General features: G+C 70.8%; 8 protein-coding genes. 1 reads left to right on the top strand and 7 read right to left on the bottom strand.

The features are described 5' to 3' along the window. Window positions 1-18: 18 nt before the first annotated feature. From ABD481_RS22370 to ABD481_RS22340, 7 genes are all read right to left on the bottom strand, one after another. Window positions 19-1,608, bottom strand: coding sequence for an Ig-like domain repeat protein (locus ABD481_RS22370; protein ID WP_344667678.1), 1,590 nt, complete (start codon window positions 1,606-1,608; stop codon window positions 19-21). Between the two features lie 29 nt (window positions 1,609-1,637). Then, a complete protein-coding gene (locus ABD481_RS22365; RefSeq protein ID WP_344667677.1) occupies window positions 1,638-2,630 on the bottom strand; it encodes a hypothetical protein in 993 nt (330 codons plus the stop codon). Between the two features lie 16 nt (window positions 2,631-2,646). Continuing rightward, window positions 2,647-5,292, bottom strand: a complete 2,646-nt coding sequence (locus ABD481_RS22360) for a hypothetical protein (protein ID WP_344667676.1) — start codon at window positions 5,290-5,292, stop codon at window positions 2,647-2,649. Then, window positions 5,289-7,289: a substrate-binding domain-containing protein gene (locus ABD481_RS22355; RefSeq protein ID WP_344667675.1), complete on the bottom strand. Its 2,001-nt coding sequence runs from the start codon at window positions 7,287-7,289 to the stop codon at window positions 5,289-5,291. The genes ABD481_RS22360 and ABD481_RS22355 overlap by 4 nt, the downstream gene beginning before the upstream one ends. Further along, entirely contained in the window at window positions 7,286-8,467 is a 1,182-nt protein-coding gene (locus ABD481_RS22350; RefSeq protein WP_344667674.1) for a PstA family ABC transporter permease, read from the bottom strand. Before ABD481_RS22350 ends, ABD481_RS22355 begins: the two co-directional genes overlap by 4 nt. 1 nt (window position 8,468) lies before the next feature. Continuing rightward, window positions 8,469-9,518 carry a phosphate ABC transporter permease subunit PstC gene (pstC, locus tag ABD481_RS22345; protein WP_425559250.1) on the bottom strand — a complete coding sequence of 350 codons (1,050 nt, stop codon included), beginning with the start codon at window positions 9,516-9,518 and terminating at the stop codon, window positions 8,469-8,471. A 340-nt stretch (window positions 9,519-9,858) separates the two neighbouring features. Further along, a complete protein-coding gene (locus ABD481_RS22340) occupies window positions 9,859-10,140 on the bottom strand; it encodes a hypothetical protein (protein ID WP_344667673.1) in 282 nt (93 codons plus the stop codon). Window positions 10,141-10,678: 538 nt separating this feature from the next. Here ABD481_RS22340 and ABD481_RS22335 point away from each other — a divergent pair. Continuing rightward, window positions 10,679-14,080 carry a DUF4132 domain-containing protein gene (locus ABD481_RS22335; RefSeq protein WP_344667672.1) on the top strand — a complete coding sequence of 1,134 codons (3,402 nt, stop codon included), beginning with the start codon at window positions 10,679-10,681 and terminating at the stop codon, window positions 14,078-14,080. Window positions 14,081-14,387 lie beyond the last annotated feature (307 nt).

Genomic DNA, 14,387 nt, shown 5'->3' with positions numbered 1-14,387 from the left:
CGCGATCGGTGGAGCCGATCAGATCGCGGTCAGGGTCAGGGTCGCCACGTAGGTGCCGGCGACGGTGGTGGTGGGGACGTTCAGGGCCAGACCCGCGGCGAGGTGCGCGGTGCCCAGGCCGGCGCCGGAGGCGGCGGTGGCCAGGACCTGCGAGCCCTTGAGGCCGTTGGCATTCACGTCGGTCAGCGGCACGCCGTTGGCCGGGTTCACGACCGCGCCCAGGGTCAGGGTCTGCGCGGTGGAGTGGTCCACGACGTTCGGGGACCAGCCCAGGTTCTCGCCGTTGATGCCGTGGGTGGCACCGTCGGAGAAGTCCGAGACCTGGCCGCTCAGGGTCCAGCCCGGGTTGCCCGCGCGGTTGTCGGTGATGGTCACCGGCTTGAGCGCGCCCGAGGTGGTGAACAGGTCACCGTTGTTGTTCAGCACCGGCGAGGGCAGGGTGACCTGGCTGTCCGGGACGCTGATGGTCAGCGAGCCGGCGGTGACGGTGGTGGAGATGGTCTCGGTGCCGGTGGCCTGCGAGACCGGCGCGGTCACCTGGTACGCCAGCGGCGTCTGGGTGGTCGAGTCGCCGTACGAGGACTGGTCCGAGGAGGTGAACTTGGCGGCGAAGGAGTGCGCGCCGACCGCGAAGGTGCTGTTGGTCAGCGTCGCGGTGCCCGCGGTGACCGCCACCGGCGCGCCGACCGGCAGGCCGTTGTCGGTGAACTGCACCGAGCCGGTCGCCGTGTTCGGCAGGACCGTCGCGGTCAGCGCCACCGGGGTGTTCTGCACCGCGGTGCCCGACGGGGAGACGGCCAGGGCCGTCGTCGTCGAGACCTTGACACCGTTGACCGTGTAGGCCACGGCCGCCGACACCGACGGCTGGTCGGCCGAGGAGGCCGCGTCCGGGGTGTAGCGGGCGGTGATCTGGTGCGTGCCCTTGGCCAGCGTCGAGGTCGTGTAGGCCGCCTTGCCGTTGGCCAGCGTGACCGGGGCGCCGGAGTTCGCGCCGTTGTCGAGGAACTGCACCGAGCCGGTGGCGGTGGTGCCGTTGTCCACGGTGACGGACGCGGTGAAGGTGACCGGGGTGCCGGCGTCGGCCGGGGAGGCCGGGCTCGGGGTGACGGTCGTGGTGGTGGCGTGGCCCACGACGGCCGCCGACCAGACCACGGTCGGGGTCACCTGGGTCACGTTGATCTTGCCCTGGAAGTCGTCGAAGACCGCCGGGCCGACCGCGTTCTTGCAGATGGCGTCGAAGGTGTACGTGCCGACCGCCAGCTGCACGCCGTTGGCCTGGGCCAGACCGGCCAGGTTGTCGGCGATGTTGTTCAGCACCAGGCCGCCGCTGACCGGGTCGGTCGAGAACTGCGCCTGCGGGGTGTTCGGCGAGACGCCGGTCAGCGCGGTGAAGTTGCCGCCGCTGATGTACTCCTGCACGTAGCTGCCGCCGGAGCAGGCAGCGGAGGTGGTGACGCTGAACGACGTGGTGTCGTTGCCCGAGGAGGGCGTGAAGCTCAGCGAGCCGGTCGCGGCCGCGTTGGCGGCCGGAGCGGCCAGCAGCGCGGCACCCAGGGCGACGGCGCCCATGGTGCTCAGCGCGGCTGCGCGCTTAAGAACGGTGTTCACTGCGGTTCTTCTCCTTTGAGGAACGCGGATCAGGTGTGGCTGGAGGTGCTGCCGCAGTTCGGGTCGGTGGCGAACCCGTACTGGTTGATGATCGTCTGGCTGGTGCAGACCTTGGAGGTCGGGCCGACGAAGACCGAGCTGTAGGACGGGTCACCGACCTTGGAGGACGGGATCACGTTGTAGACCTCGCGGGTGATGCCGAAGCCGTTGTTCTCCACGACCGGGGTCAGACCGTCGATGGTGCCCAGCACGGCGCGGCCGCGGTGGTCGGTGATGGTGTTCGAGGACTGCGCGATGTACTGCGCGATCGAGAACGGGGCGATGGAGTTGGCGTCCAGGACGCGGCCGTCGTGCTCCTCGATCGGAGCGCCGTTGGCGGTGTCGCTGATGCACGGGTAGTGGCCGGCCACCACGTCGGAGTCCTGGATGCCGACGACCGACTCCCAGAAGCTGCGGGTGCCCGAGCCGGCCTGCGGCAGCAGGACCTTGATGGCGTAGTTCGGGCCGGTGCCGACGTAGTTCGCGTCGCAGTGGTAGATCGCCTGGATGTCGGTCAGGGCGAACTGCCGCGGCAGGTTGCTGTTCGACGTGATCGCGTAGGTCACGGCGTCGATCGCGAACGGCACGTAGGTCAGCGGCACGGGAGCGGCGGTCGTCAGGTCCAGCTTGGAGGACCGGGCGTACTGCACGCAGCCGTCGTTGGCCTGCAGGGACGTCTCCAGGGCGGTGCGGCCGGCGTTGGAGCCGTTCGGCCGCGTGATGGTGCACGCCGCGGTGCCGGGCACGGTGGTGATCGTGGCCGAGCCGGTGGCGTCCCAGGAGCCGAGCACCTTCTTGCCCGAGCTGTCGGTGATGCTGTTGGCCAGAGCGTTCTCCACGCCCTGGACGGTGTCGGAGCCCACGCCGTTCAACGGGCGGGGGGACGGTGCGCCAGACGGGTCGGCTGTGGCCGCGGAGACACTGATCGCGGCGGTAAGCAGGCCCATGGCCACCGCGGCGATGAGGTTGCGCTTCCTCGTCACGGTACTGGTTTCCCTCTCATTCGAGATGCACGCCGGACGGGATTGCCCGGCGTGGGATCTTGGCTGCCCAGGTGCGCAGGGCCGGCCCGGCGAGCAGCAGCCCGCCGCCGGCGACCAGCAGCACCAGCAGCACCATCCGGATCGCCCCGAATCTGCTCGCCGGCGTGAGGCTCGGGGGCAGGGGCGTGACGGAGGTCTGGGGGGTGGGCGTGATCACGCCGCCGCCGGTCGGCTTGGCCGCGGAGGTGGGCGGGACGGTCCCGGTGCTGCCGGCGGGCGGCGAGTTCTGCTGGCCCGGGTTGCCGGTCGCGGCCCCGCCGGCGGCGCTGCTGGTGGTCAGCGGCGGGACGACGACGTTGATCACCTGCCCCGGCCCCGGGGATCCGGACGGCCCGGAGCCGGACGGCCCGCCGGCCGTCCGCGCGGTCCCGGCCAGCGCGCGGATCGCGGTGATCGCGTTCTCCGCGTTGAACTTCAGGTTCAGCGGCAGCGGGACGTAGCCGGGCGCGAGCTTGCCGATCGAGGAGCCGGGGGTCTGGCCGCCGGAGACCGCGAAGGACAGGAAGTCCGCGTAGGCGTTGCCCTCGTCCTTGGTCAGCTTGCCGGGCACGGTGGCGGCGTAGGTCACCTGGGCCAGCGGATAGGCGCCGGGGGTCTTGGTCCGCGGGTCCGGGACCGGGATGCTGTCGACCACCGGCATGCTGGTCGCCGCGGCGGTCAGCCCGTCCTCGTCCGGGCCGGCGAACCCGCCGGAGGCGTTCTCCAGGTAGGCGGTCTGCAGGCCGAAGCGCTGCGCGGTGGCGGTGTCGATGACGCCCATCAGCGCGTGTTTGCCGGTGTCCTGCGTGGCCCCGTCGAAGCTCGGCGGAGTGTTCGCCGTGTTCCACACGGTCTTGGCCAGGCCGTTGCCGCGCGCGATGCTGCGGCCGGCGATCAGCATCGAGGCGGCCCAGGGGTGCAGGTCCGCGGCGCACAGCGGCGGCGACGGCGGCGTGGCCAGCGGCGCCGAGACGTAGCAGAACGGGTCCTGCTTCGGGAAGATCGACAGCGGCAGCGTCAGGTTCTTGTAGGCGGGGTTCACCACCATGCCCGGCTTGCCGTCGGCGGTCTTGTCCGGCACGCCGTCCAGGAAGGCCCGGGCGTCGGCGTCGCCGTTGATCCAGGCCCACAGCTGGCTGATGGCGTCGGCACCGCTGGCCGGGGTCAGGACGCTGTTGCTGATCCACAGCTGGTACAGCAGGCCGTTGAACTGCGGGTTCAGCGCCTGGAACTCCGGGTCCTCGCTGATGTCGGTGGGGTTGTCCGCCAGCGCGCCGCCGGTCGTCATCTCCGGGGCGTACACGTGCACCGCGTTGCGGTAGGACTGGGTGAGCAGCTTGGCGACCAGTTTGGGCGTCAGCCGCATCCCGGTCAGCGGAGTGCCGTCGTGCACCTTGACGTCGGGTTTGGCGCTGTACGCCGAGATCTGGTCGATCTCGTAGGTGATGGTCAGTCCGGACAGCGCGACCGGGGCGTAGACCACCGGTCCGCTCGGCGCGGTGTCGTCCGTGTTCAGCGCGCGCCCCACGAACGACAGCCCCGGGTCGTCGTTGGCCAGCAGCGCCCGCGACTGGTCGTCGGACAGCCGGATCAGGTTGTACTGGGCCGAGGTGAGGTGGCAGACCTCCGGCGCCCACAGCCGCATGGCCTCGGCCATCTGCTCGCTGCCGGCGATCGGGTAGGTCTTCTGCCCCGTGGGGCAGGCGTCGTTCTGCGGCATGAAGCTGATCGGCACCGAGATGTGGTTGGCCCAGTTCGCGGCCGCCAGCGGGGAGCTGACCAGCTCCTTCTCCGGGCGCGTGGGATCGTTGTACATATGGCCGTCGACCTCGGTCTCGCCGCGCGGGACGATGACCAGGTAGCACTGGTACGGGTGCCCCTTGTCGTCGGTCATCACGGTCTTCCCGCAGCCCAGGTGCGGGGCCTCCTGGACGGTCTCGGTCTCGAAGTCGGCCTGTCCGGTGCCGTCCGAGGCGGACTGCGCGTAGGCCACCTCGTTGGTGGTCTGGCGGTCGAACAGCTGGGTGAAGGACGTGGTGTCCTTCGGGTCGGTTTCCAGCACGTTGTAGACCGTGGCCAGGGTCCCGTCGGAGCCCCGGAACGGCACGTTGGCCGCGGTGATCGGGTCCGGCGGGGTCGGCTTGTACTGGGTGTCCAGCCGCCGGGTGTCCGGGCCGAACGCGGCGTTGCGGCCGTCGTTCGCGACACCGAACTGGCACTGCGTGCGGTCCGGCCCGGTGGCCGGGTCGCCCCAGCACTGCATGATCTGCAGGAAGTTGGCCGCGAACTCCGCGGAGTTCTTGAACCGGGTGGGCGGAGCGCCGGTCCAGCTCAGGTGCACGCGCTGGTCGACCAGGTCCTTGGTCTGGTCGATGGTCACGGTCATGCCCGCGAAGTCGCCGGTGCCGTGCACGACGACGGCCGAGCCGGCGTCCTCGGCGTGCACCGGGCCGTTGAACATCGGGGCGGCCAGGCCGGTCAGGCCGGTCAGCACGCACACCGTGCCGACCAGGATCCGCAGCCTGGTGCCGATGGTCCGGGCCGCGGCGCGGCGGGCCGACGCGCGCCGGCCGGGCTCCGGGAGCACGAGCGGGGCCGGCTTTCCGGTTCCGCGTCGCTTCACGAAGCGCTCCGATCCGTGCCGGGCCCGGGCTCGGAGCCGTCGTCCGGGTCGGGGCCGTCGTCCGGGTCGCCGGCGGTACCCGTGCCGGTCCCGGTCTCCGAGTCGGAGTCCTCGTCGGCGTCGGCGTCGGCGTCCTCGTCCGCATCAGCGTCCGGATCCGCGCCGGATCCGGTCGTCGCCGGCCCAGTGCTCGACGCGGCGATCGGAACGGTCACCAGCGGACCCGCGGCCGCGGCCCCGCCGACGCCCGCACCGACCCGCGACAGGCGCCGCGACATGATCGGCGGTACCGCGATCATCAGCAGCAGGAGCACGACCGCCAGCGCCATCAGCACGGTCTGGAACGAGCCGCTGATGCCGGCGCCGAGGACCAGCGGGTTGGCGACCGGCTGCGCACCGCCGACGGAGCCGCCGGTGCCGCCGGTGGAGCTGTTGTCCCCGCCGGCGTCCGGGTCCGAGCCGAGGGTGACGGGGTCGGCGCTGGGGCTCAGGCCGGTCCCGCCGGCCGCGGCCGCGCCTCCGGTGGTGCCGCCGGCGGCCGAACCCCCGGTGGTGCCGCCCGAGTTCCCCCCGGTGGATCCGCCGGAGGTGCCACCCGACGCGCTGCCGGTCTTCGTGCCGCTGCCGGTCTTGCCGCCGGTGCCGCCGGTGGTGCCGGTGCTCTTTCCGGCGGTGCCGCCGCTGGAGCCGCCGACCCCGGCCGGGACCGCCTGCTTGTTGTCCGCGCCGCCGCACTGCTGCGGGCCGGACTTGTCACAGGCCAGCGGCTGCGGCGCGATCTCGGCCAGCTTGTTGCCGCCGTCCGCGGCCACCGTCGGGTTGTTGCAGGAGCTCGGCGTGATGGTCACGACCGCGCCCGGGATCGCCTTCACGACGTTCAGGCCGGAGGCGACCAGGTTGTACGGCAAGGGTGAATAGCCGAGCAGGTCGACGTGTTGTTGGCCCTCGCACAAGAAGTATTGGACGAAGGCCCCTAGTGTGTGCCCCTTCGCCGTCGAGAACGGCGAGTTCGTCGACGTCGGCACGATCATGTAGCTGTAGCTGGACAGCGGGTAGGCGCGCGGGTCCGTCGAGTTGTAGACGTTGTCGAGCTTCTGGAGCAGCGTGACCGGATCGATGATCACCGAGGTCAGCGCCACCGCGACGTTCAGCGCGCTGGGCTGGATGTAGTACCCGGCCTTGTTGAGCACCCGCACCGTCGGGAAGCCCTTGTTCTGGGCGTAGGAGTACTCGACGTAGGTGATCGCGCCCTCGCCGGGCTCGGAGGCCACGTAGCCGGAGACCCCGATGGAGGCGTTCAGCGACAGGAACTTGCCGGAGGTCGGGAAGAACGAGGTGGTCCCGCACTTGCCGCCCTCCACCTGCCGGCCGTTGGCCTGGCAGTAGGCGGCCCAGATCGGCGAGAGCTCGGGCTCGGTGTCGAACCAGGTGGTGAGCTGGGCCGTGGTCCCGGAGCCGTCGGAGCGCACCACCGGGACGATCTCCCGGTGCGGCAGCGAGATGCCCGGGTTCTGGGCCTTGATGGACGGGTCGTCCCAGAACTTCAGGTTGCCGGTGAAGATCTTGACGATGGTGATGCCGTCCAGGCGCAGGTTGGTGATGCGCTTGCCGCCGGAGTCCAGGTGGTACATGAACGCCGTGCCGCCGGCCACGATCGGCAGGTACTTGAACGGGTGCGGACCGGTCGGCGGGACGTCGGCGGAGCCGTTGTCCTTGACCCCGTACGGGATCTCCGAGACCGCGAAGTCGACGGTGCCGGCCGCGAAGGACTGCCGGCCCACGGTCGAGCCGCCGCCGGGGTAGTTCACCGACATGTTCTTCGAGGCGGCCACGTCGGCCTGCCACTGGTTGATCGCGTTCTGGCTCCAGCTGGAGCCGTCGCCGCTGATCGGCACGTAGTCGTCGGCGTGGGCCGGAAGCGGCGCCGCGACCGGCAGCACCGCCGCGGCGGCCGCCAGCAGCAACGCGGCCAGGCGGCGGGGCAGGGGGCTTCTCATGGCGTCAGGTTCCTGTTCCGACGAGCCAGCAGGCGAGCGGTGGTGAAGAGGACGAAGACGATGCCCAGCAGGACCGCCGCCGCGCCGTAGCCGCGCTGCACCATCACCAGTTCCGGCGAGCGGACCGCGGAGAAGACGAACAGCGGCAGCGAGGTCATCGGGTTCTGCAGCGGGTTCCAGTTGGTGGCGCGGGCCAGGCCCGCGCACAGCAGCACCGGCGAGGTCTCGCCGAGGCCGCGCGCGGTGCCCAGGATGACCGCGGTGGTCAGGCCGGAGCGCGTGGTGGGCAGCGTGACCCGCCACACCGTGGCCCACTGCGAGGCGCCCAGGGCGTAGGACGCCTCCTTGAGCGAGCCCGGCGTCAGGCGCAGCACCACGTCGGCGGCCCGGATGATGATCGGCAGCATCATCACGCTGATGGCGATGGCCGCCGCCAGCCCGCCCAGGTGCAGCAGGCCGGAGGTGCGGTGCCCGAACGGCACCAGCAGCGTGGCGTAGACGAACAGGCCGGCCACGATCGAGGGCAGCGCGGTCGCCGCCTCGGTGATGGTCCGCACCAGCCGCGACATCCGCCCCGGGAGCTCGTTGAGCATGACCGCGGTCAGCACCCCGAGCGGCACCACGATGGCCAGGGCGATGGTGATCTCGATCAGCGTGCCGATGATCGCGTGGACGATGCCGCCCTTGGTCAGCGGATCCTGCGGGCCGGTGAGGTGGATGTCCTGCGTGTAGAAGTTCCCGTGCGGCAGCGCGGACCGGCCGTTCCACAGCGCGAAGCCGATGATGTGCGCCATCGCGCCGAACAGCACCAGCGCCAGGCTGGAGACCACGGCGGCCACCATCCGGTCCCGGACCGCCGGCTTGTCGTGGTCCTGGCTCAGGGTGATGCGGTAGATCAGCAGGAACAGCGCGTAGGCGCAGAAGACGAAACCCACCAGGCCGTTGAACGGCGCCAGCCACACGAAGATCACGGACGTGGCCGCGACCGCCGCGGCCAGCGAGCCGAACAGGGCGAACATGTCCTCGCGCAGGATGGCGTGGACCCCCCGACGGGCTTCGGGCTGTACCGCGACCTCCGGCTCGACCGGCGGGACGACCGTGGTGGTGCCCGCGGTGCCGGCTGTGGTGCCGGCCGCGGTGGTGACGGTGGTGACGGTGGTGGTGGCCGACGCGGTCATCTCAGGCCTCGCTCTCGGCGCCGGACCGGCTGCGCGCCACGATCATGCTCGCTCCGAAGTTCACGACCAGGGTCATCAGGAACAGCGCCAGGCCGGCGGCCATCAGGGCCGAGATGGCGAAGGACGACGACGCCCCGTAGCGCTGGGCGATGAGCGAGGACACCGAACTCCCGCCCTTGCCCAGGATGTGGCCCTGGATCTTGAAGGTCATGGAGATCACCATGTAGACGGCGATCGTCTCGCCGAGCGCCCGGCCCAGCCCGAGCATCGTGCCGCCGATGATGCCGCCGCGCCCGAAGGGCAGCACCACGTTGCGCACCATGCCCCAGCGGGTGGCGCCCAGCGCGTACGCGCCCTCGCGCTCCCCCAGCGGCGCCTGCGAGAACGCCTCCCGCATCACCGAGCACGCGATCGGCGTGACCATCAGGGCCACCACCACCCCCGCGATGAAGGTGGACCCGGTGTAGTACGACGTCGAGGCGAGCGGGTTGGCGGAGTCCTCACCGGTGTCCACCCGCAGGTGCAGCAGCGGCACCCAGCCCAGGTACTTGGAGATCCAGCGGGTGACCCCGACCGAGGAGTGCTCGAAGAAGAAGAACCCCCACAGGCCGAACACCACGCTGGGGATCGCGGCCATCAGGTCGACGACGGCGATCAGCGCCTTCTTCATCTTCACCGGCGCGTACTCCGAGATGAACAGCGAGGTCCCCAGGGCCAGCGGCAGCGCGAAGAAGATCGCGGTCAGCGCGATCAGCACCGAGCCGGTCAGCACGCCGGCGATCCCGAAGTCGTGCGACTCCGGATCCCAGGCCTGCGTGGTGAGGAACTTGCTCCCGTCCGCGGCCAGGGCGCTCTGCGCCCGCAGCGCCAGGAACAGGCCGACCATGGTCATCATCGTCAGCACCACGAACCCGCTGCCCCGCGCGGCGCCCCGGAACAACCGGTCGGCCGGCGGCCGCACATGGGCCGGACGCACCCGCACCTCGGGCGCGGCAGCCGTCTCCGGCACCACGACGGTCGTGGCCGCCGGGCCCGCCGCCAGGCCGCTCACCGGTCCACCCGGAGGAGACCGGACGGAGAACAGACTTCTGCCATTACCGCATTACCCTTCGCCCGATTCCAGCCGACCGACTTCGTTCTTTTCCCCGGCCACGAGAAAGCTCGCGGCCCGGCACGTCCAGCCGCCCCATCCCGCGTTAAGGCCGGACATGGTGCGGGTGAACGCCGGGTTCCAAAGGTCCCAAATCAGAAGTCTGACGACTTTCGGCCATCGCGTTGACGTCGCCCGATCACAGACCGGTCACCCAGCGTGAACGGCAATGGAATACCAACCGCTTTACCGGGGCCGCCTTTATAAGGAACTTTGGAATTGCGCCGCAGAAAACGAACACTCACTGCGCGCACAGATGCGGACCGCGCTCCGCGGCCACGACTGTGGCGACCTCCGCCGCCGCCAGGAACTGCCACAGGCTGTACTGGCACTCCCGCTGCCGCAGATAGGCCCGCCCGGAGACGGCGAGCAGTTCGCCGTCGCACTCGACCGTCCAACTCCAGGTGTTGGCCGTCCCGGCGAGCTTCACCCGGCCGGAGGACTCCGGCAGCCGGGACTGCAGGCGCGCCACGGCCCCGCAGCAGTTCGACTCCATGACGAGCGCCTCGGGCGCCCGCCCCAACTCCCGATTGTTCGCTCCGACCAGACGCCAGAGCGGAGCCCCGATCCGCGCCGGTCCCGGCCGCGCGGATCGACAGATAAATCGTGCACGTGCCATAACCGACCGCTCCTTCGCTTCCCCAAGCGGTACTGCCACGTAGACCCCCATCACCCTGAAGAGTGACAACAAGGAACTTCGGAGGTCGGCACGTCCGACCGCCCGCGCTTGGGTTAACGCCGGACATGGCGCAGGTGAACGTGAATAGTAGATTGGTGATTCGCGGAGATTCGGCCGGTCTGAGAGGGGTGGCGCGCGCCCTGGCGGGTAATGGCGAAGCGGGAGTTCCGTCGCCGATCGCACAACCGCAGGCCGCGAAACGGCCCCCGCGCGCCGGGTTCCGCAGACGAACCACAGGCGCAGATCCACGAATCTACCGCCCTTTTGACGGTTGCCTTCGGTCCTTGACTGGATCTTTGCCTTCGCCGCTCCTCATGTCACCGCGCCTCACTACAGTCGTCCCACTGTCCAGCGCGAACGATCCAGCCTCGGGGGAGCCCATATGACCAGCGCCACCACCCCCTTGTCCGAAGACACCTGCGAAATCCCCATCTCCAGCCGGCATCTCGTCATCCCGCGCCGCCACCCGACCGTCGTTCCCCTGCCCGCCGCCGACCCCATCGCTCCCGACCCCGAAGCCCTCACCGCCCACCAGACCTGGCTCACAGCGCACTCGGCAGACATCGACATCATCATCGGAACCGCCGAAACCGATCCCGATCTCGCCAAAGCCCTCGATACCAGCACGCCTTTGGCGGCAGCCGTGAACGCCGCTCTGGCCATCACCCCCGCCACGGCGGCATATCCCAACCCGGCCGCCATCATCGATGCCTGGCTCACCGCTCACGACCTTCCCTTCGCCACCGCGGCGACCGTCGAACTCTTCGGCATCACCGTCTCCGGCAGCGTCTCCGGCGCCCGCCAGGTCCCGCCCCATCTCCGCCGCGACCGGGACCGGTCGTCCCTCGATCTCTTCGCGGACCTCCGCTTCGCCATCGCCGCGCGCCTCCGCCACTTCCTCGCCGCCGCTTCCGACGCCGACTACGCCCTGGCCCGCGAAGTCCTCACCGCGTACCACTCCGAGCTCCCCGCCCGCGACCTCGCCACCATCCAGCAGCGCGCCCTCATGGGGTTCCTCATGCCGGAGCACACCGACTGGGTCGACGCCAACCTCGCGTCCTTTCCCGTCAATCGCGGCGACCATCTCTCCCACTGGCTCCTGATCTGCTCCCTCACCACCGAGGAGCAGGCAGCGGACTTCCCGGCCGCTTATTGCAGCTGGTGGTGGATGTCGCAGCGGCCCCACGTGCTCTGGACGGCCGTCGCCGGCGTCGGCAGCGGCGTCCTTCCCTGCCTCGCCACCTGGCTGACCCAGGCCTCCGACTCCGACAGCGTCCAGCTGATGCTCGGCATCATCGGCTGCCTGCCGTCCGAAGCGGCCTTCCAGTTCCTCGTCGACGGCATCGACAAGAAGCACTTCCCGGCCGCCACCATCGCCGCCGCCGGACGTTTCCCCCGCCGCGCCCTCCGGATCCTCGCCGAAGCCGCCGTCCGCTCCGCCGGCACTCCTCGCGGTCTGGCGATCGCCAACGTCCTGCGCATCCAGGTCCTCGCCCACAACGAGCTCGCCCGAAGCGAGTCCTTGGTTCTGGGCCCGGCCGCCCGCACCGTCCTCGATCAGGCCCTGGCCGCCAACACCCGCAGGCCGGAGGCCGCCCCGGACTCGCTCCCGGCGCTGTTCACCGCGCCGCCGTGGCTCAAGGCCGCGCAAACAGGCACCAAGCCCACGGTCATCAAGAACCTCACCGCCCCGACCGGCGCCACGCTGGCCTGGCGAGAAGGGGAAAGGGAGTCCTGGGACACGACGCCCATCCCCGCGAATCCCGGCTGGAACCTCGAAAGCTGGGCAGAGATCGCCGACCGGATCCGCGACACCGGATCAGCACACTGGTACGCCGACAGCCAGTTCGCCGCGGAAGCTTCGGAAGACCTCGTCCGCTCCGTCCTCCCGGCCTGGCAGCCCGACACCTGGCGCGCCGAGACCTGGGTCCGCCACCTTGTCCTGCGCCTCGGCGCCGACGCCCTGCCGCCGGTCCTCCACCTGGCCCGCCGCCAACCGGCCCCCTTCGCGGAACTGCTCGCCCCGTTCGCCGCCCCCGAAGCGGCGCTCCTCGCCGCCGACTGGCTCACGCGCTCGAAGACCGCTCGCCCGTTCGCCCTGGCCTGGCTCGACCGCCACCCCGACGTCGCAGCCAATACCCTGATACCCGTCGCGCTGGGCAAACCCGGAAAGGCCCGCGCCGCCGCCGAAGTGGCCTTGCGCGCCCTCGCCGCGTCGGACCACGCGGACCAGGTCGCGGCCGCGGCGGCCGGCTACGGCCCGGCGCCGGCGCAGGCCGTCGCCGCACTCGTCGCCGACGACGGCACCCTCGGCCTCCCCAGGGTGATGCCCCCGCTCCCGTCGTGGGCCGATCCCCGCGTGCTCCCCCAGATTCTCCTCAAGGACGGCGAGCACGCCCTGCCCGAGCAGTCCGTGACACACCTTCTCAGCATGCTGGCCATCTCCACACCGGCCGAGGCCTATCCCGGCGTCCGCCTGGCCAAGGAGATCTGCGATCCGTCGTCCCTGGCGAACTTCGGCTGGCTGCTTTTCGAGAACTGGCGCGCCGCCGACCACCCGCCGAAGGACAGCTGGGCCTTCGAGACGCTCCGCTGGTTCGGCGACGACGGGACCGTCCGCCGCCTCGCCCCGATGATCCGGCTGTGGCCCGGCGAGAACGGCCACCACCGCGCCGTCGCCGGCCTGGACATCCTCGCGGCCATCGGCGGGGACGCGGCCCTGACCCAGCTGTACGGCATCTCGCAGAAGGCCAAGTTCAAGGGCCTCAAGGAGCGCGCCGCCCGGCGCGTCACCGAGATCGCCGACGGACTCGGCCTGTCCGCCGAGCAGCTGGGCGACCGCCTGGTGCCGGAGCTCGGCCTGGACCGGGCCGGAACGCTGGTCCTCGACTACGGGGCGCGGACCTTCACCGTCGGCTTCGACGAGCAGCTGAAGCCGTTCGTCGCGGACGCCGCCGGCAAGCGTCTCAAGGCCCTGCCGAAGCCGGGCGCCAAGGACGACGCGGTCCTGGCCCCGGCCGCTCACCAGCTGTTCTCCGGCCTCAAGAAGGACGTCCGCACCGTCGCCGGGGACCAGATCTCCCGCTTCGAGCTGGCGATGGTGACGCAGCGCCGCTGGACGGCCGGGGAGTTCACCGACTACTTCGTGGCGCACCCACTGCTCCGACACCTGGTCCGCCGCCTGGTCTGGGCCACGTTCGACGAGGACGGCCGGCCCGCCGACACCTTCCGCGTCGCCGAGGACGGGACCCTCGCCGGCATCGCGGACGACGAATACCACCTGGCCGCCACAGCGGTGATCGGCATTCCCCACCCCTTGCACCTGGGCACCGCCCTCGCCACGTGGTCCGACCTCTTCGCCGACTACGAACTGCTCCAGCCCTTCCCCCAGCTCGGACGCGCGACGGCCGCCCTCACCGATGCCGAGAAGGCAGCCACCAATCTGACGCGTTTCCTCGCGGCCGACGTCCCCGTGGGACGCCTCCTCGGCCTGGAGCGCCGCGGCTGGCGACGCGGCACCCCGCAGGACGGAGGCGTCCAGCGCTGGATCTACCGGACGCTGCCGCACGGCGGCTCGATCAGCATCGGGCTCGATCCCGGCATCGTGGTCGGCTGGGTCCTGGGACTCGGCGAGACTCAGCAGCTCAACGCGGTTTTCATCGACCCCGGCACTGAGGGCGGCGACTTCGTCCCGCAGTACGCGACGTATCAGCCTTTCTCAGTCCTCGATGATGTCGCGGCTTCCGAGCTCCTTCGCGACCTCACCGAGGTGACCGCGCGATAGCCCGCACAGCCGGCGCCGGCTCCAAGTCCTGGAGCGCCCCCGACGGCCGGCTCGGCGCGCGACCGGATTCGTCCTGCGAGGCGGAACCCACGTCGGATGGCGTGCCCGCGGCCGAGTCCGGATCCCGGTCCGGATCCGAGCCGTCCGCTTCCACCCCGCCCACGAGCGTCCCGCGGCCGTCCCGCGGCCCGGAATTCTGTGAACGTAGAAGCTGATCATCGGTCGGCCCGGACCACGCTCCTTGAGCGCATCAGCGCATCATCACGTGAATCCGAGTCCGCGTGCAAATAGGTGAATCTGCAACAAT

Origin of the sequence: Catenulispora yoronensis, assembly GCF_039531695.1 — a bacterium.
GTDB lineage: Bacteria > Actinomycetota > Actinomycetes > Streptomycetales > Catenulisporaceae > Catenulispora > Catenulispora yoronensis.
This window is presented reverse-complemented; position numbering and strand designations above follow the sequence as displayed.

Coding starts and splice junctions, on each gene's coding strand:
- ABD481_RS22355 (WP_344667675.1), bottom strand. CDS start 7,289: ATGAGAAGCCCCCTGCCCCGCCGCCTGGCCGCGTTGCTGCTGGCGGCC.
- ABD481_RS22350 (WP_344667674.1), bottom strand. CDS start 8,467: ATGACCGCGTCGGCCACCACCACCGTCACCACCGTCACCACCGCGGCC.
- ABD481_RS22335 (WP_344667672.1), top strand. CDS start 10,679: ATGACCAGCGCCACCACCCCCTTGTCCGAAGACACCTGCGAAATCCCC.